This window comes from Gordonia sp. HS-NH1 (genome assembly GCF_001418765.1).
Lineage (GTDB): Bacteria > Actinomycetota > Actinomycetes > Mycobacteriales > Mycobacteriaceae > Gordonia.
In genome coordinates, this window is sequence record NZ_LIYC01000017.1 from 72,620 (window position 1) to 90,681 (window position 18,062).

Here is an 18,062-nt window from a genome sequence, read left to right on the forward strand (position 1 = left end):
GGTCCGACATGCCGGGATACGCGGCGCCCGGTCAGCGCCGGTCGGCTCGCCGGTCGCGTTCGGCCTCCTTCAGGATGCCGGCCATGTATCCGTAGATCTCCTTGTCGGACATGGCCTTCCATCGGGGTGCGAGAAGCTTGGTGTACTTCTCGACGTACAGCAGCTGCTTTCCGACGAGGACGAGTTCCCGGGGCAGTCGCGCATCGTGGGCCTTGGCGACCGCGGCGAGTTGCCGCCCGAGGTCGGTGTAGGACATCGAACCGAGGTCGGTGGTCGACAGCGGAGTCGTCACCTTCTTGATGTCCTCGGCACCCTGGGACGTCGACCCCGGCTTGTGCACGGCGCCGAGAAGGAAGATGGCACGGCCCGCGGACTCGTAGTCCCCGCGCACCACGAGATCGACGACGAGCTGGCGGAGGATGCGCCGGGTGCGGGGGGTGAACCGTCCGACGATGCCGAAGTCGAGGAGGACCAGCTTGCCCGCGTCGTCGACGAGGACGTTCCCGGCGTGCAGGTCGCCGTGGAACAGCCCGCCGTGGAACGCCGATTCGAGAAGGGACAGCAGCAGGTTGCGGCAGAGCGCGACACCGTCGTGGCCTGCGGCACGTACGGCCGCGGCGTCGTCGATGCGGGTCGCGTGGATTCGCTCCATCGTCAGCACGCGCTGGGTCGTGTAGTCGTCGTAGACGTGCGGGACGCGGACGCGGTCGCCGAACGGCCCGGGCTGGAGACAGGCGAACCACTCGCGCATGGTGTCGGCTTCGATGCGGAAGTCCAGTTCGGCGTCGAGGCCGGCCGCGAAGTCCTCGACCACGTGGCGTGCGCTGAGCATCCGCCCGTACTCGGAGATCTCGGCGAGGCCGGCGAGGCGTTCGAGGATCGCGACATCGGGGGCCAGCCGGTCGGCGATGCCCGGGCGCTGGATCTTGACCACCACCTCCTCGCCGCCGGGGAGGGTGGCGGTGTGCACCTGGGCGATCGACGCCGACGCGATCGGCACCGGATCGAAGGTCGCGAACACCTCTTCGGGAGCCCGACCCAGTTCGGCGATGAACTGTTCGCGCATGAGTGCCGGGTCGGCCGGCTTCACCCGGTCGAGCAGCGATTCGAACTCGGCGGACATGGACTCGGAGAACACGCCGGGACTCGAGGCGATGAGCTGACCGAGTTTCACATAAGTCGGTCCGAGGTGTTCGAAGGTCGTGCGGATCTCGTGGGCGACCCTCGCCGAACCCGGCGCGCGGCCCCGGAGGGCGTCGCCTGCCGTGTGGAGGACGAAGCGTCCGACGCCCGCGGCCGCATGGGCGGTGGTCGTCCCGAATCGGCTGAGCTCGGCGATGGGGGACACCGGGTGCAACTGCGTGCGCTGACCGTCGTCGACTGAGCTGTTGATCGTCACCGTCGGTCATTGTAACGATCATCGACGGCGAATCCAGTGTCGGAGCGCATCGGCGGAGGGTGACCGCGACGCCGCGACGTGCCGTTATGGCAATGAAGCCGGCCTCGGGGCACACTGGCAGCGTCGGACACATGCACCAGCCCGCATCTGTTCGCGTCGTCGGTGCGTCGCGCACCACCACATCTGCCACCTCCGAAATGTGCATCGAGGAGTCCGCATGCCCACCACGGTCAACGCCTACACCGCCCCGGCAGCCGATCGTCCGCTCGAACCCACCACCATCGAACGACGTGACCTCGGCCCGAACGACGTGTCGATCGACATCGCGTTCGCCGGGATCTGTCATTCCGACATCCACACCGCACGCGACGAATGGGGTGGGACGAGGTTCCCGGTGGTACCCGGCCACGAGATCGCCGGGACGGTCGCCGCCGTCGGCGACGAGGTCACCCGATACGCCGTGGGAGACCGGGTGGGCGTGGGCTGCTTCGTCGACTCGTGCCGTGAGTGCGAGCCGTGCCGACTCGGCGAGGAGCAGTACTGCGAGCGGGGCAACGTGGGCACCTACAACGCCGTCGGACGCGATGGGACACCCACACAGGGCGGATACAGCACGTCGATCGTCGTCGACGAGAACTACGTACTCCGGATTCCCGACGGCATCGCACTCGACGAGGCGGCCCCGCTGCTGTGCGCCGGGATCACGCTCTATTCACCGCTGCGGCACTGGGGTGCCGGGCCCGGGAAGAAGGTCGCGATCGTCGGCCTCGGCGGTCTCGGGCATGTCGGGGTGAAGATCGCGCACGCGCTCGGTGCGGAGGTGACGGTGCTGTCGCAGTCGCTGAAGAAGATGGAGGACGGTCTGCGCCTCGGAGCCGACCACTACCACGCGACCAGCGACCCGCAGACGTTCCGGGAGCTGCGCAACACCTTCGACCTCATCCTGAACACCGTGTCGGCCAATCTCCCGATCGCCAAGTACCTCGGCATGCTCGCCCTCGACGGCACGATGGTGGAACTCGGGCTCCCCGAACATCCGATCGACGTCCCCGCGGGCGCGCTGGTCGGAAAACGGCGCAGCTTCGCCGGTTCGATGATCGGCGGTATAGCGCAGACCCAGGAGATGCTCGACTTCTGCGCGGAGCACGGCATCGGCGCCGAGATCGAGGTGATCTCCGCGGATCGGATCAACGAGGCCTACGACCGCGTCGTGGCCTCGGATGTGCGCTACCGCTTCGTGATCGACACGTCGACGCTCTAGTGGTGAATCTCGGCATGTTTGCCGCCTGAAATCGGTGGGCACCCTCGTGAGAGTCGACTGCCCCGACATCAGGCAAGGAGGCCGCGCATGAATTCGACCCGATTCCGCGAGCTGGCGACCGCCACCGGTCCGTTCGCGACCATCTACATCGACGACTCCCACAACACCGAAGACGCCGCCCACACGGTGGAACTCCGCTGGCGGGCTCTCCGTGCGGAACTGGAGTCGGCGGGTGCCGATCCCGCCGTGGTGGAGTCGATCGGCACCACCCTGCTGGACGGGACTCCGGCGGTCGGGCCCAGCGGTCGTGCGCTGATCGCGGGTCCCGGCGGCGTGCTGCTCGACGAACACCTCAGCCGTCCGCCGGTCACACCCGTGGCGCGGTATTCGCCGGTGCCGTACCTGGTTCCGCTGATCGAACACGGTACGAGCGCCCCGCGGCATGTGATCGCCGCGGTCGACCACGCCGGCGCCGACATCGAGCTCTTCGAGGCCGGCGGGTCGTCGATGAGGCGCGAAAGCGTTGAGGGAGAGGGTTATCCGATCCACCACGCGGCTGGTGCCGAGTCGCCGGGGTACGGTGATCCGCAGCAGCGCAGCGACGAACAGAACCGCAAGAACATCCGGCAGATCGCCGATCGCCTGACCGCGATCGTCGACGCGGACACACCCGAGATCGTCTTCGTCATCGGCGAGCTCTCGTCGTTGTCGGACCTGCGGGCGGCGGCTCCCGAGCGGCTCGCCGAACGGTTGGTCGATCTTCAACTGGGAGCCCGGGACAGCGGCATCGCCGACGAGGACATCCGCAAGGCGGTGACCTCCGAACTCGAACTCCGCCAGAACCGCACGATGGCCGACGCGGCGGAGAGCCTGCAGGCGGGGCTCGGACACGACCCGGCGCTCGCCGTCGAGGGGCTGACGGCGGTGTGTGGAGCCCTGCGCAACGGCGAGGTCGAGACGCTCGTCATCGGCGACGTCGAGGACGCGGTCGTGTTCGACGGCGGAGACGCCGCGGGAGGCCTCGCCACGGTCGCACCGACGCCGGAGAACCTGTCCGAGTTGGGCGTCCCGCCGGAGCGCACGCTGCGTGCCGACGAAGCGCTGCCGATGGCAGCGGTCCTGACCGGTGCAGACCTGGTCCGGATCGACGAGCGCATCTCACCGCGCGACGGCATCGGCGCCGTCCTGCGGTATGCACCGAGAACGTCGGCCGACGACTGAGGTACCGCTCGGCCTGGTTCACCCACCCATCTGACAGAGGCACCATCGAGACACACCGACGGAAGGTCGACGCACACGATGACCGAAGAACTTCCCATGGAGCCCGCCGAGACCGGGACCCCCGACGCGACGCCGGATGATGCCCGCCGCAAGGTCGACGAACTCGAGGAGCGGACAGTCCACGAACCCGACACCGATGAGCAGGTGGACCCCTCCGCCGCCACCGCCCGCGACGACGAGGACAACCCGGCCTCCCCGGCCGCCGGGGAGTCCGAACCGCCGGACTGAGACCGCTTGGGCGACACGACGGCACGGCTCATGAACAGCCAGGAAAATGACGACCGACGCGCCGGCGCCTTGCGCATCGTTGCCGAACACGGACTCCCCGCCACCCTGATCGAGGGTGGCGAGGACCGTTTCGCGCGGATTGCCGAGGACCTGTCACTGGAGTACCGCGGCCACACCGTCACGAGGGACACCACGCTGCAGATGACTCCGCGTGGTGACCTCGAGACGGTGTGGGGCACAGATGATTCGGCCGACGAGGTGATCGTGTTCGTCACCGAGATGCCGCGGCTGTACAAGCCGCGGGACAGTGACGAAAACGACCGCAGTCCCCGGAATCTGGTGGTGCTGGCCGAACTCGACCGCGAGCGCCACGCCGCCGTCGTGTCGCTCCCCGCGCTCGGCCCGGTGCCCCGGCGGGCACTGCGCACTCTGATCGCGACCATCGCCGGGACGATGACCGGTGAGGATTCGATACGCGGGTTCGAGCAGCAACGCGGCATCCTCGTCATATCCGACGGCGACACCGAATACGTGTGCGCCGAAGGCTATTCGCGCCGGCTCAAGCTGATGGCCGGAATGGTCCGGGGGAATCGGCCGTGGCGGTTGATCCCGACCCTGACGGGTATGACGGCCGCAGCTGCGGCGGCGGCGTCGTTCGGCATCTTCTTCTCCACGATCTGGTCCATGGCGAACGCGCTGAGCGCCTGGCGTCTGGCCGCGATCACGCTGCTGTCACTGGTACTGGCCTCGGTATGGCTCATCACCAACAACAGGTTGTGGGAACGCGCGACGGTCACCGCGAGACCGCGCGCCCGTCTCTACAACATGGCCACCGTCTGTACGGTCGTGTTCAGCGCGGTGGTGCTCTACGCCGGACTGTTCGCGGCCACCCTGGCCGCCGCGCTCATCGTCATCGACGAGAGCTTTCTCGCCTCACAGCTCGGACATGCGGTGGGACTACGCAATTACGTGTACCTGTCGTGGCTCGCGACCTCGATGGGGATCTTCGCCGGAGCTCTCGGGTCGAGTGCCGACAGCTACGACGACGTCCTGCGCGCCACCTACGGATACCGAGAACGCCTGCGTCGACAGGCATCAGAAGCCGCCGCTGATCGTTCCGAGAGCGAGATGCACTGATCGGTGAAAGCCGACCTCCTGCCGTGGTGCAGTTTTCATCGCGCGGCCACGTTTACGTCCCGCTCATCGGATCCCATCAGCGTGACGTAGACAGGACCGCGGGAGTGGAACCCACTGTCGCAGAGACTATTCGTACGGCGGAAAGCTGTTCTGCGACAGCAATCGCGCGAGATGTACCGCGTTACGGGCGGCGGCGCTGGTGGCCGAGGCGACGGGGTCGGGCACCGCGTCGAGATCCTTGTAGTCGCGGCCGCCCATCGCCTCGTCGTTCCAGTAGGTGTTGCCCTGCCCGGGGATCGTGAACCCGATGTCGTCGAGCGCCCCGAAGACGTCGGCGATGATCTTGTGCGCACCGTCCTCGTTGCCGACGACACCGCACAGGGCGACCTTCCCGAGCATGGTCGGGCGGCCGGCGTCGTCGGTCTCGGAGATCTCGGCGTCGAGTCGCTCGAGGACACGCTGGGCCACGCTCGACATATGGCCCAGCCACGTCGGGGTCGTGATCACCAGGATGTCGGCCGCGGCCACCCGCTCGAAGATGGCAGGCCACTCGTCTCCGTCACCCATGTCCCGTTCGACTCCGGGCCGGATGTCGTGGTCCACCGCCCGGATGATGTCGCCGGACACGCCGTGTTCGGCGAGTGCGTCGAGGATGTGCCGGGCCATGAGGTCGCTGCTCGATTCAGCGGGCGACGGTTTGAGGGTGCAGGTGATCGCGAGTGCTGTGGTCATGTCGGATCGCGTACCCGAACCGACCCGATTGCAACCAGGCGTCAGCCGGCGTGGTTCTCGGCGAGCATCGCCAGTCGTCTCAGGCATTCGTTCAGACGCGGGGACATGACCGCCTCCTGGACGACCGGCGGAATCCACTTCAGCGGCGCGGTTTCGACGAACTCCTCCATGCCGATCAGGGAACCGTTTCCGTCCTTCTCGACGGTCATGCGGATGCGCGCGCGGCCGAAGGGCCAGCCGGCAGCCGACAATTCGAGGAGGCCGGCCTTCGACTCCACGGATTCCGTCTCGTCGTCGAGCAGGGCGGGCCACACGCCCGCCGAATGATGGATCTTCGATCCTGCCTGCGGCCACGACTGATCGACGTCGCGGATGCGGGAGGCCCCGACGACCCATGAGGCGTAGAGCCAGCCGTTGGACAGCACCGACCAGACCTGCGCCGGTGTTGCGCTCGTGTGACGTTCGACTCGGTTCATGCTCGGTCTCCGTTCAGTGCTTGTTGTCGGTTGTCGTCAGACGCCGGATGACGTTGCGGTCGAACAGTCTTCGGGGTAGACCACGGACGCCGTCCGATGCGAGGGCAGCGCGCGCGGCGTTGTTGCCGCACGCGCCGTGTACACCGCCACCCGGGTGGGCGCCCGATCCGGCGAGGTAGAGCCGGTCCACCGGCGTCGACGCACCGCCGAGGTTGGGCGTAGGGCGGAAGATCAACTGCTGGAACAGCTGTGCGGTGCCGCCGTTGACCGTGCCGTGGACGAGGTTGGCGTCGGAGGTCTGGAGGTCGCGGGGTGTCTGGACGTGCCGTCCCACGATGAGGTCGGAGACGCCGGGTGCGTGCGCCTCGAGTACCGCGTCCATGCGCCGAGCCAGCAGCTGCGCCGCCTCGTCGTCGGTCACCCCGCGCGGGAGATGGCTGTAGGACCAGGCGCTCTCCGTGCCGGCGGGAGATCGCCCGGGGTCGGCGGTGGTCATCTGGCCGAAGAGCAGGAACGGGTGTTCGGGGACACGGCCGGTTTCGATGTCGGCGGTCGAGTAGGCGATGTTGCGTGCGTCCGCGCCGAGATGTACCGTGCCTGCCCCGCCGAGATTCGCACTGCGCCAGGGGATCTTCTCGCCGAACGCATAGTTCACCTTGACCACGGGGGTGTCCCAGGTGAAGGTTCGGAGATCGTCGAGGACGCGCGCCGGCACGTCGTCGGCGGAGAGCAGTTCGGTGTACAACGCGGGCGCCGAGACGTCGGCGAGAACGGCCCGTCTCGCCGGCCACCGCCGACCCGTGCTGTCCACGACCCCGGTGGCGCGTCCGCCCTGGACGTCGATGCGGGTTACCCGTGTGTCGCACACGACGGTCACCCCGGCGCTCTCGGCGCGGCGCCGCAGCGCCGCCGACAGTTCCCCCGCACCGCCGACGGGTACCGGATACCCGGTGTCCTGGCCGAGCATGGTCAGCAGATACCCCATGAGGCCGCTGCCGGGCGCGTGCAGGGGGATGTCGGCGTGCAGGGCGTTGCCGAGGATCAGCAGACCGGCCTTCTCGCTGTGAAAGAGCTCCCGCACCATCTGATCGGCGGGCAGGATCAGGAATCGGGCGAGGCGCAGGGCGTCGGCCGTGCCGAGCGAACGCAACACCGACAGCAGCGCGCGGACGGGTGGAAACGGGCCGAACAGGGTGTTGAGGATCGCCGGGCGCAGCTGCTGCCACTGCTCGACCAGGTCGAGCCAGGCGCGCCGGTCACGCTCGTCGAAGCCGGCCAGGTGCGCCGCGGTGTCGGCGGCATCGGGGAACACGACGGGCGCGTCGACGTCGTCGGGACCGGCGGGATGGCCGAAAGCCAGAGGTGCGCGGCTCCACTGCAGGCCGTGGCCGGCGAGGTCGAGGTCGGCGAACACCGGTGACGCCACCGCGAGCGGATAGAAGGCGCTGAACAGGTCGGTCACATACCCGGGGGTGAGTTCTGCGCTGCGGACCGCGCCACCGACCTCGGGCTGCGATTCGAGGAGCGTCACATCCCACCCGGCATCGGCGAGGCGTATCGCGGCGATGAGGCCGTTGTGACCGGCTCCGATGACGACTGCGTCCGACACACTCACCGATCGACTCCTCTCCGCCGTGGCCACGTCCGTCCGGTGCGCGGGGTACCCGCGGCCCCACACGGTAAACGCGTGCGGGCGACGCCGTGGCCGCGTCAGGTGATCATGGGCGATGTGTAGTGGCCCGGCAAGGGGGTAGTCCGCTCGGGTGACGAACTCGTCTGAATCCCGGTCGCGACGGCCGGGCCTGCCATTTCCTCTCGAACGCCTGTGGCACCCGCGGGTCTCCGACCGTCGGCTACGTCGACGATGTGCCGGACGGCCGGTGGTGATCACCGGCGCCGGGGCAGGCATGGGCCGGGCGCTGGCGCGACGATTCGATGGCGCGGGTGTCGAGCTGTATCTGGTCGACGTCGACGTCGCGGCGGTCCGGGAGACGGTACGGCTGTGCGACGCGGGGGCCCGCGTCCACGTCGACCAGACAGATGTGTCCGACGCGGACGCGATGACCGCCTATGCGGACGCTGTCGTCGACGAATCCGGGCCGCCGGCAATGGTGTTCAACAACGCCGGGATCACGATGGTGGCCGGGGTCCTCGAGGAGGACGACGATTACGCGCGGCGGATCATGTCCGTGAACCTGGGCGGGGTGGTGAACGGCACGGTGGCCTTCCTTCCGCATCTGGAGGCGGCCGGGAGCGGTTCCATCGTGAACACCTCGAGCGCGTTCGGTTTCCTCGGTTCGCCTGCGCAGTCCGCGTATTCGGCGTCGAAGTTCGCCACGCGAGGGTATTCCGAGACCATCCAGCACCAGCTGCGCGCCGCCGGTTCCGGTGTCCGGGTACACGTCGTGCACCCCGGCGTCGTGCACACCGAGATCGCCGCCCGTGCCCGCTATGTGACACCCGGGGTGCGGGACTTCGTGACCCGCGGATTCGATCATCGACTGCCCGGGACCAGACCCGCCGCGGCGGCCGCGGCCATCCTCGACGGAGTGCTGGCGGGCCGGGACCGCATCCCCGTCGGACTCGATGCGCGCGCACTCGATGTCGGCGTCCGGCTGCTCGCCGGCGCGCTGCAGCGCCCGGTGGCGACGCTGACCCGCCCTGTGTTCCGGCGGATCCTGGGGCAGGCCACGTTCGCGGGGACCCTCCGCCATCCCGATCCGGGGTTGTCCCGGTCGCTGTGACCGGTATGTGCGAGCCTCAGTCGTTGTGCGAAGCCAGGTTTCGTGTCGCCGGCCCTTCGAGGACCTCGCCGGTGTGGCTGAACCGCGAGCCGTGCAACGGGCAATCCCAGGACTGCTCGGCGTCGTTCCACCGCAACACCCCGTAGAGGTGCGTGCACAGCGGCGCGACCGACCGCGTCTGACCCTGCACCGTGCACACGCCCTCGGGCTTGACGCCGGAACGTCCGACATTGCCGTCGCCCTCTTTCGGTGCGCCGTCGGTCGGCTTCAGCAGCGAGAGATAGCCCGCCGCCATGTATCCGGCGACCTGGGCATTCGCCGACACCGCCGAGGCCAGTGACCCCGGACGACTGATCTCCGTGGTGCGCCACGGACGCAGGGTCGCCGACCACGGCGGCTCGGACCCCAGGATGCGACCGGCCATCGCCAGCGCCGCCGCGACGCCGTTGGTGAGACCCCACTTGGCGAAGCCGGTCGCCACCTGCACGGACTCGACGCCGGGGAGAATCGGTCCCACATAAGGCAATTCGTCGATGGTCGTGTAGTCCTGGGCCGACCAGCGGGCCACCATCCGGGCACTGGGGAAGTGCTTCTCGGTCCAGCTGAGCATGTCCAGGACGTGCTGTCGCTCGGACTTCGTCCGGCCCACCTCGTGCCCGAATCCGCCGACCATCAGCAGTTCACGGTCGTAACCGGGTCGCCTGACCGTCCGCAGCGAGACCGACGGGTTGTCGGAGCCGAGGTACATCTCGCGCGGGATGTCCCCGTCGACGATGAACGCGGCCGCGTAGGACCGCTGGGGATGGACCCGGGCGAAGAATCCGCCGCGGTCGAGGAAGGGCTGTCCGGTCGCGATGACCACCGAGTCGGCGCGCACGTCGCCCGCGTCGGTCGAGAGGACGTTCGGTGAGCCGTGGCGCAGGCCCTGCACGCGGACGCCCTCATAGAAGTGGCCGCCGTGCGCGCGCAGGTCGTCGGCGAGGGCACGCAGCACGACCATCGGGTCGATCTGCGCCTGTCCGTCGAGGCGGATCGCGGTGCGGACGTCGAAGGGCAACTCGGGACAGTCGACGTGTTCGACCGGGAGGTCGTGGGCGCGGCAGGCCTCGAACTCCTTCTCGACCGACTTCGCGCCGGACGAGGTGGCCGCGAAGGTGAGGGCGGCCCGCTCGTCGACGGGCAGCCCGCGATGTTCGAGGTAGTGCCGCAACCAGGCCTGGCCCTCCCGATTGGCGTCGACATAGTCCTGGACGGCCGCGTGCCCGTGGCGGCTCGCTATCGACGACAGTCGGGTGCCCTGCAGCAGTGAGAGTTTGCCGGTGGTGTGGCCGGTCGCGGCGGCGCCCATGTGGCGCGCCTCGAGGACCGCGACCGACTGACCGGCGCGGGCCAGGAGCAGGCCGGTGGTCAGGCCGGTGATCCCGCCGCCGACGACGACCTGGTCGAAGGTGTCGACGACGTCGATGGGCATCGTCTCCGGACGGACATCGGGCAGGGCGTCGGGGGCTGCCTCGCCCGCGGGGTCGAACCAGAGGGTTTTCATGCTGCCCGGGGTTGCCCCGAGTGGACGTGGTGAAACATCACCACGGCGGCCGCCGTCGAGCATGTCGTCCCGCGCAGCTGCAGGGTAGGGTTTTCGACTGGGAATCGAAAACAGTTCGGGGCAGTTCTCCCGGATGCCGGCCACCGGGTGTGGCGGGACTTCGGATGCCGCGGCGAGAGGCGAGTGACATGAGCGGGTCCATACGCATGGGAGCCGGGACGGATCAGACGGTCCGCGCCGACCTGGTGGTGGTGGGTGCCGGCATCGCCGGCCTGACCGCGGCGCTGTGGGCCGCCCAGGACGGACTCCGGGTCGTCGTCCTCAACAAGGGCCCGCACTGGGACGCCGAGAGCGGGGATCAGCCCACCTCGACGTTCTACGCCCAGGGCGGTGTCGCGGTGGTGATACCGGGAACGGAGCCGGGGGGTCGGAGCAGCGACGACTCGGTGGACCGCCACCTCGCCGACACGGTCGCCGCCGGCGGCGGACTCACCGAGCCGACGGCCTCGGGTCTCATCCTCGCCGATGGCTGGGCCTCGGTGTCGGCCCTCATCGGCTGGGGCGCCGAATTCGACCGCGACGCCGACGGTTCGCTGCTGCGGACCCGCGAGGGTGGTCACACCCGGCGGCGCATCATCCACGCCGGCGGTGACGCGACCGGGGCGGCCATCCAGCGGGCGCTCCACGAGGCCGTCCGACGCGCCGGCGGGGACGTGCCGCCGATCCGATTCCTCGACGACACGATCGCGACCTCGGTCCGCCTCGAGGACGGTCGAGCCGTCGGCGTCGACTGCCTGCGGGCCGGACGTACCGAGTCCGTCCTGGCGCCGACCGTACTGCTCGCCACCGGCGGAACCGGGCACCTCTACGCCGCGACCACCAATCCGGCCGGGTCGACCGGCGACGGCATCGCGCTCGCGCTGCGAGCCGGGGCGGAGGTGGCAGATCTCGAGTTCATCCAGTTCCACCCGACGATGCTGTACACCCAGGGCGCGCGGGGACGACGGACGCTCATCAGCGAGGCCGTGCGCGGGGAGGGCGGCCGACTCGTCGACGTCGACGGCCGGTCGGTCACCGCGGGCGTCCACCCGATGGGTGATCTCGCGCCCCGCGATGTGGTGGCCGACGCCGTGCAGACCGCGATCGAGCTCACCGGACACCCGTGCGTCTACCTCGACGTGAGCGGCGTCGTCGGCTTCGAGACCCGCTTTCCGACGGTGGCCGCGGGGGTCCGGGCCGCCGGGCTCGACCCCGCGTCCGGACGCATCCCGGTCGTGCCGGGAGCCCACTATCTGTGCGGCGGCGTCGTCACCGACGAGTCGTCGCGCACCGCGGTGGACGGGTTGCTAGCGGCGGGCGAGGTCGCGCGCACCGGGTTGCACGGTGCCAACCGACTGGCGTCGAACAGTCTCCTCGAAGGTCTGGTGATGGGCCGTCGCGCGGCAGCGGTGGCGACCGCGCGGCGCGGCCTCCCGGTTCCGGAGAGCGGTGGCCGGCGGTATGAGTCACCCGTCCCGATCCTGGACCGCGATCAGCTGCAGGACACGATGACGCGCCGAGTGGCCCTGCGACGGTCGGCCTCGGGGCTCGCCGCGGCGGCCGACACGCTCGCCGCCGCACCCCGGCGGGTGGCGGAGACGGTGCGTGACGTCGAAGACGCGGCGCTCACGCTCACCGCGACGGCAGTCGTCGCCGCAGCAGCCGCACGCACCGAGTCGCGGGGCGCGCATGTCCGCACGGATTTCCCGTTGACCGCCGACGTGGCGGAGTCGCGCGTGTTCCGGATCGTCGACGGCGAACTGCGGGAAGCGCGCCACGCGGGCGTACCCGGCTGACGCGACCGGTCAACTCGGTGCGCCCGGTGGGCCGTCGGCGTTAGATTGGCCCCGATGACCCAGATCTCAGCAGACGGCTCGGGGCACGAGGGCACCCCCGATCACGGTGACCCGGTCGCCGCGACGCCGGAACGGATCACCCTCGAGCTCGGACACATCACCCTGCACGCGCTGGCGTGGGGTCCCGTGGCGGGGCCCGTCGTCGTGTGTCTGCACGGATTCCCCGACTCGGCGTGGACGTGGCGGCACCTCGGACCCGAACTAGCCGCCGCCGGGCATCGCGTGATCGCTCCCTTCACACGCGGCTACGCACCGTCGGAAATACCGGCGGACAACGACTTTCACGTTGCAGCACTCGCCTACGACGCGCGAGCGATCCACGGCGCCGTCGGCGCGGGCGACGACGCGGTGCTGATCGGGCACGACTGGGGCGCGATGACGGCGAACGCGGTGGCCCACCGCGACGACAATCCGTACGCACGGGTGGTCTCGATGTCGGTGCCACCGGTCCCGGCGGTACGACGCTCGGTCGCCGGCGGGATCGACGGTGCCAGGATCCTCGCGCGGCAGGCGCTGATGAGCTGGTACATCGCGTTCAACCAGTTGCCGTGGCTGCCCGAACGGGCGCTGGACCGACTGATTCCGCTGCTGTGGCGCCGCTGGCGACTGGACACGGGCACGGCGGCCGCTCGACCCGACCATCTGCTCGACGTCGACCACGCCCTGGCTGCGTTGCCCACCCGCGCACACCGCACGGCCGCCCTCGGGTACTACCGCGCGCTGCGCCGCCCGCGGACGCATCCCCGCTACGCCTCGCTGCGAGACGACTGGCTGGGCGAACCGCGTTGTCCCACGCTGTATCTGCACGGAGCCGATGACGGGTGCATGCAGTCGCGCCTCACCGACCACGTCCGCGAAGTCTTACCCGCCGCCAGCGCGGCCGCGGTCGTCGCCGGGGCGGGTCATTTCCTGCACCTCGACCGGCCGGACGAGGTGAACGAGAGGATCCTCGCGTTCGTCACTTCAAACGCGCGGGGCCGAGAGGGTGGCACCGGACCGGCCCGCTTCGTAGACTGACCCGCGGGATCTTCACCAACAGTGGCCACCGGGGGCGGCCGCTGCAGATGTGCATGCCGGGGGGCTTGCGATCGGGGCGGCACGACGCCCGACGGGCACGAGAAGACCACAATGCGCATCACAGGGGTGTGGTCGCGCGAAGATCTGCGGCGATGCAAGGCATGAAGGGGAGTCCGTATGAACGGCGAGGGCTGTTGGTCGACGGTGGTGTGCCGGCCGGCCGAACGCGCGGCGCTGGGACTGTCGGGTGACTCCGATTGGTTGCTCCAGTGCCGGCTGGCGATCGGCCACCGGGGCAACCACGCCACCGACGCGAGTACGCACCCGCGGCACGATCGGCGTCTCTGGCTCGAGTGGAACGACTTCGACGATCGCGCCCAGTCGCTCATCGAACGCAACCCCTGCCCGGTCCCGTCGCCTGAAGGCGCGGGATGTGTGTTCTTCGCCGGACACGGCGGTCCGCACTTCTACGCGCGCAGCAACGGGCACGCCCCATCGGTGATGACCGGTGCGGGCGCACCCAATCCGCAGTCCGGCACGCCTGATCGCGCCGTCGATCCGCATCGGCAGTCACCCCCGCGGATGGGCTCGCACCGCCTGCCCGACTCGCACCCGGCCGCGTCGCTCTCCGCCCAGCCCCCGGCGCCTGCCGATCCCGAGCCGCACACGTCGTATCGCGGCGGACGGCGCTCGACCAACGTGGAGCCACTGACCGCCGACGATTACCACGGCCGACGCCATCGCACCGATGGCTACGACGTCGCCTACTCGCCGTCGACGGACCCCGCCGATCCACTCGACGGCCCGGGTGTCGGCAGCCCGGGTGCCAGTGGCCCGGTCGTCGGCGGTCCGGGTATCAGCGGCCCGACCGCCGTCCGCCCGGGTTCGGGGCCGACGGGGATTGCGCCGGGGAACCTTCCGGCCGTCCCGGGGCCGGACCCAGGCGCTCCGGGTTTCGACGCCGCCCGGGTCGCCGCCATCGGAGCCGCGCTCGACGAGGTGGCCACCGCCCTGGCCAAGCTGGCTGCCGCGCTGCGGTCGTAGGGGAGGGCACGGTCTGACCACCCCCCCCGGGGGGCCTCGGCCCGGGTTGCGGGCCGGTCGCGCCTGTCCGTGAGCAGGCGACCTCCTCCGCAGGGGCCGACGCCCGCGCGCAGGCGGTGACGTGCCCGGACTCTTAGATACGGTAGGGGGGTACCGTTATCGGCGCGCTGGTGGTATACCTGGTCGGGCATACCCTTGAGGGGTATTCGGACGGGAGAATCATGGACGAGCATCAGCACGGCTACATCGGCCGGAAGGACGACTACCTCCGCCGACTGAAGCGCATCGAGGGCCAGGCGCGCGGACTGCAGCGCATGGTCGAGGAGGACACCTACTGCATCGACATCCTGACCCAGGTGTCGGCGATGACGAAGGCGTTGCAGGCGGTCAGCCTCGGTCTGCTCGAAGAGCACATGGCGCATTGCGTGGTGCATGCCGCGCAGGAGAGCGACGAAGCCGGCAAGGCGAAGGTCGACGAGGCCATGGCCGCGATCACGCGCCTGGTCAAGTCCTGATCGTTCCCGCCTGATCCATCCCCGTAACACGACGATTCGAGGAGTACCGACATGAGCACCACCAGCACCTACACCGTCACCGGCATGACCTGCGGCCATTGCGCCGCGTCGGTCCGCGAGGAGATCGAGGCGCTGCCCGGCGTGACGAGCGTCGAGGTCACCGTCGACGACGGCTCGGTGCGGGTGGCGGCCGACCGTGAACTCGGACGAGACGAGGTCGCGGCAGCCGTCACCGAAGCCGGTTACGCGCTGGTCTGACGATGAGATCCGCTGTCACCGGGCCCCTGACGTATGTCGTCGCGCTGATCGCGGTCTTCGCGATCGCCTTCGGCGTCGGGCGCGCCTGGGGACCCGACGTCGAGCCCGCGCCGCACGATGCGCCCTCGCATGGCGTCGTGGTCACCGACGACCCGTCATCCGACACGCACGGAGGTGATCACCCATGACCGCGAGCACCGGGCAACTGGTCGACCTGGACATCTCCGGGATGACCTGCGCGTCCTGCGCCAACCGCATCGAGCGCAAGCTCAACAAGCTCGACGGCGTGACCGCATCGGTGAACTACGCGACCGAGCGCGCCCACGTCGAAGTGCCCGCCGGCCTGGCGGCCGGGGACCTCGTCGAGGTGGTCCGGGCCGCCGGTTACGATGCCTCGCCGATCCTGCCCGACCCGCTGGCAGACGCCACGGAACACGCCCCGGCGGGGTCCGGCGATCCCGAGCTGGACGGCCTTCGGCAACGCCTGATCGTGTCGGCGATCCTGTCGGTGCCGGTGATCGCGCTCGCGATGGTCCCGGCGTTGCAGTTCACCTACTGGCAGTGGCTGTCCCTGACCCTCGCCGCGCCGGTCGTCGTGTGGGGTGCCTACCCGTTCCACCGGGCGGCGTGGATCAACCTGCGCCACGGCGCGACGACGATGGACACCCTCGTGTCGGTCGGTACCCTCGCGGCGTTCGGATGGTCGTTGTACGCACTGTTCCTCGGGACCGCGGGCACTCCCGGACTAACCCACGGCTTCGATCTCCTGCCACAGCGGACCGACGGGTCGTCGCACATCTACCTCGAGGCCGCGGCCGGCGTCACGACCTTCCTGCTGGCCGGACGCTACTTCGAGAAGCGCGCCAAACGGCGCGCCGGTGACGCGCTCGCCGCGCTGATGGATCTCGGGGCCAAGGACGTGGTCGTTCGGCGGCCCGGCGGCGACGAGAACCGAATCCCCATCGCGCAGTTGGCAGTCGGCGACGAGTTCGTCGTACGACCCGGTGAGAAGATCGCCACCGACGGCGTTGTCGTCGACGGTGCGTCGGCCGTCGACGCGTCGATGGTCTCCGGAGAATCGGTGCCGGTCGAGGTCACCGCCGGTGACTCGGTGGTCGGCGCGACCGTCAACACCAGCGGTCTGCTCGTCGTCCGCGCGACCGCCGTGGGTTCGGACACCGCGCTCGCCCAGATGGCCCGCATGGTGACGGCGGCACAGGAGGGCAAGGCCGACGTCCAGCGGCTGGCCGATCGGATCTCCTCGGTGTTCGTCCCGATCGTGATCGCGATCGCGCTTGCCACGCTCGGCTTCTGGCTCGGGGTGGCGTCCACGACCGACTTCGCCGGTGGCGATGTCACCTTCGCGTTCACCGCCGCCGTCGCAGTCCTCGTCATCGCGTGCCCGTGCGCGCTCGGGCTCGCCACGCCGACCGCGCTGATGGTCGGTACCGGACGGGGTGCGCAACTGGGCATCCTGCTGAAGGGTCCGGAGGTGCTCGAGTCGACGCGGCGGGTGGACACCATCGTGCTGGACAAGACGGGCACGGTGACGACAGGAGAGATGTCGCTGTCCGGGATCACCGTCGTCGACGGCTACGAGACCGAGCAGGTCCTGGGATGGGCGGCGTCGGTGGAATCGGGGTCAGAACATCCGATCGCGGCGGCCGTCGTCGACGCCGGGCGCGACCACATCGACTCGCACGTACGCGATTTCGTTTCGACGCAGGGCGCCGGTGTGGCCGGGATGGTCGGCGACCGACTGGTCAGGGTCGTGTCACCGAGCAAGGTCGATGTCCCCCTGCCGCGCATACTGGACGACGCGGTCGCCGCCGCCGAATCCGACGGCGCGACCGCGGTCGTGGTACTGGCCTCCGGTGGTGCATCCGAAACCGCAGCTGCGCAACCGGTTCCCGTTGCCGTGCTCGCGGTGGCCGACCGGGTCAAGCCGTCGTCCGCCGCGGCCGTCGCCGAGTTCCGGCGGCTGGGACTGACGCCGAAGCTGCTCACCGGCGACAACGAGGGTGCCGCCCGGGCGGTGGCGTCGAGCGTCGGCATCGACGACGTCACCGCAGGCGTCAGTCCACGCCGCAAGCTCGAGGTGATCGCCGAACTACAGGAGCAGGGTCATGTGGTGGCGATGGTCGGCGACGGGATCAACGACGCCGCCGCGCTCGCCCAGGCCGATCTGGGGCTCGCGATGGGGACGGGCACCGACGTCGCGATGGCTGCCAGCGATCTGACCGTCGTGAGTGGCGACCTGCGTGCGGTCGCCGACGCGATCCGGCTCGCGCGTCGCACCCTTGGCACCATCAAGGGAAACCTGTTCTGGGCCTTCGGATACAACGTCGCGGCCATTCCACTCGCCGCCGCGGGCATGCTGAACCCGATGATCGCCGGCGCGGCGATGGCCCTCTCGTCGGTCTTCGTCGTCGGCAACAGCCTGCGACTCCGCGGGTTCACGCCGGGGCGGTGACCGAAAACCGCCCTCGCCGGCAGCGCCGACGACGCTCCCGGGCTGTTGCGTAAACGGGT

At 69.8% G+C, this 18,062-nt stretch carries 17 protein-coding genes; 12 read left to right on the forward strand and 5 right to left on the reverse strand.

Features of this window, described 5'->3' with window-relative positions:
- Window positions 1–31: 31 nt before the first annotated feature.
- A complete protein-coding gene (locus tag AMD30_RS13565) occupies window positions 32–1,399 on the reverse strand; it encodes an ABC1 kinase family protein (RefSeq protein ID WP_014928539.1) in 1,368 nt (455 codons plus the stop codon).
- A 217-nt stretch (window positions 1,400–1,616) separates the two neighbouring features.
- On the opposite strand from AMD30_RS13565, the gene AMD30_RS13570 reads away from it, so the two are divergent.
- The 4 genes from AMD30_RS13570 (at window position 1,617) to AMD30_RS13585 (ending at window position 5,306) form a co-directional block, all read left to right on the forward strand.
- Window positions 1,617–2,660, forward strand: a complete 1,044-nt coding sequence (locus tag AMD30_RS13570; RefSeq protein ID WP_010843178.1) for an NAD(P)-dependent alcohol dehydrogenase — start codon at window positions 1,617–1,619, stop codon at window positions 2,658–2,660.
- A gap of 87 nt (window positions 2,661–2,747) precedes the next feature.
- The gene (locus AMD30_RS13575) at window positions 2,748–3,881 is read left to right on the forward strand and encodes an Rv2629 family ribosome hibernation factor (protein WP_055475965.1); all 1,134 of its coding nucleotides are present in this window, start codon (window positions 2,748–2,750) and stop codon (window positions 3,879–3,881) included.
- A gap of 78 nt (window positions 3,882–3,959) precedes the next feature.
- Window positions 3,960–4,169, forward strand: a complete 210-nt coding sequence (locus AMD30_RS13580; protein ID WP_010843176.1) for a hypothetical protein — start codon at window positions 3,960–3,962, stop codon at window positions 4,167–4,169.
- A gap of 30 nt (window positions 4,170–4,199) precedes the next feature.
- The gene (locus tag AMD30_RS13585) at window positions 4,200–5,306 is read left to right on the forward strand and encodes a hypothetical protein (protein WP_055475974.1); all 1,107 of its coding nucleotides are present in this window, start codon (window positions 4,200–4,202) and stop codon (window positions 5,304–5,306) included.
- Window positions 5,307–5,432: 126 nt separating this feature from the next.
- Here AMD30_RS13585 and AMD30_RS13590 read toward each other — a convergent pair whose 3' ends face one another.
- Genes AMD30_RS13590 through AMD30_RS13600 form a run of 3 tightly spaced genes read right to left on the reverse strand, consistent with a single transcriptional unit; the run spans window position 5,433 to window position 8,129 of the window.
- Window positions 5,433–6,038: a flavodoxin family protein gene (locus AMD30_RS13590; protein ID WP_055475966.1), complete on the reverse strand. Its 606-nt coding sequence runs from the start codon at window positions 6,036–6,038 to the stop codon at window positions 5,433–5,435.
- A 41-nt stretch (window positions 6,039–6,079) separates the two neighbouring features.
- Window positions 6,080–6,514, reverse strand: a complete 435-nt coding sequence (locus tag AMD30_RS13595; RefSeq protein WP_010843173.1) for an SRPBCC family protein — start codon at window positions 6,512–6,514, stop codon at window positions 6,080–6,082.
- Window positions 6,515–6,527: 13 nt separating this feature from the next.
- A complete protein-coding gene (locus tag AMD30_RS13600; RefSeq protein ID WP_055475967.1) occupies window positions 6,528–8,129 on the reverse strand; it encodes a phytoene desaturase family protein in 1,602 nt (533 codons plus the stop codon).
- A 265-nt stretch (window positions 8,130–8,394) separates the two neighbouring features.
- Here AMD30_RS13600 and AMD30_RS13605 point away from each other — a divergent pair, with 265 nt between their 5' ends.
- Window positions 8,395–9,258, forward strand: coding sequence for an SDR family NAD(P)-dependent oxidoreductase (locus tag AMD30_RS13605; RefSeq protein ID WP_010843171.1), 864 nt, complete (start codon window positions 8,395–8,397; stop codon window positions 9,256–9,258).
- A gap of 16 nt (window positions 9,259–9,274) precedes the next feature.
- On the opposite strand, the gene AMD30_RS13610 is transcribed toward AMD30_RS13605, so the two are convergent.
- A complete protein-coding gene (locus AMD30_RS13610; protein ID WP_055475968.1) occupies window positions 9,275–10,801 on the reverse strand; it encodes an FAD-dependent oxidoreductase in 1,527 nt (508 codons plus the stop codon).
- Window positions 10,802–10,989: 188 nt separating this feature from the next.
- Here AMD30_RS13610 and nadB point away from each other — a divergent pair, with 188 nt between their 5' ends.
- The 7 genes from nadB (at window position 10,990) to AMD30_RS13645 (ending at window position 18,003) form a co-directional block, all read left to right on the forward strand.
- On the forward strand, window positions 10,990–12,636 hold the full coding sequence (gene nadB, locus AMD30_RS13615; RefSeq protein WP_055475969.1) for an L-aspartate oxidase: 1,647 nt from the start codon (window positions 10,990–10,992) through the stop codon (window positions 12,634–12,636).
- A 54-nt stretch (window positions 12,637–12,690) separates the two neighbouring features.
- Complete coding sequence (locus AMD30_RS13620) at window positions 12,691–13,713, forward strand: alpha/beta hydrolase (RefSeq protein ID WP_055475970.1); 1,023 nt, start codon at window positions 12,691–12,693, stop codon at window positions 13,711–13,713.
- Window positions 13,714–13,890: 177 nt separating this feature from the next.
- Complete coding sequence (locus tag AMD30_RS13625) at window positions 13,891–14,757, forward strand: hypothetical protein (protein ID WP_014928529.1); 867 nt, start codon at window positions 13,891–13,893, stop codon at window positions 14,755–14,757.
- Window positions 14,758–14,978: 221 nt separating this feature from the next.
- On the forward strand, window positions 14,979–15,272 hold the full coding sequence (locus tag AMD30_RS13630; RefSeq protein ID WP_004020389.1) for a metal-sensitive transcriptional regulator: 294 nt from the start codon (window positions 14,979–14,981) through the stop codon (window positions 15,270–15,272).
- 51 nt (window positions 15,273–15,323) lie between these two features.
- Window positions 15,324–15,530, forward strand: a complete 207-nt coding sequence (locus AMD30_RS13635) for a heavy-metal-associated domain-containing protein (protein ID WP_010843166.1) — start codon at window positions 15,324–15,326, stop codon at window positions 15,528–15,530.
- A 2-nt stretch (window positions 15,531–15,532) separates the two neighbouring features.
- On the forward strand, window positions 15,533–15,718 hold the full coding sequence (locus tag AMD30_RS13640) for a hypothetical protein (RefSeq protein ID WP_014928528.1): 186 nt from the start codon (window positions 15,533–15,535) through the stop codon (window positions 15,716–15,718).
- Entirely contained in the window at window positions 15,715–18,003 is a 2,289-nt protein-coding gene (locus AMD30_RS13645; RefSeq protein ID WP_055475971.1) for a heavy metal translocating P-type ATPase, read from the forward strand. Before AMD30_RS13640 ends, AMD30_RS13645 begins: the two co-directional genes overlap by 4 nt.
- Window positions 18,004–18,062 lie beyond the last annotated feature (59 nt).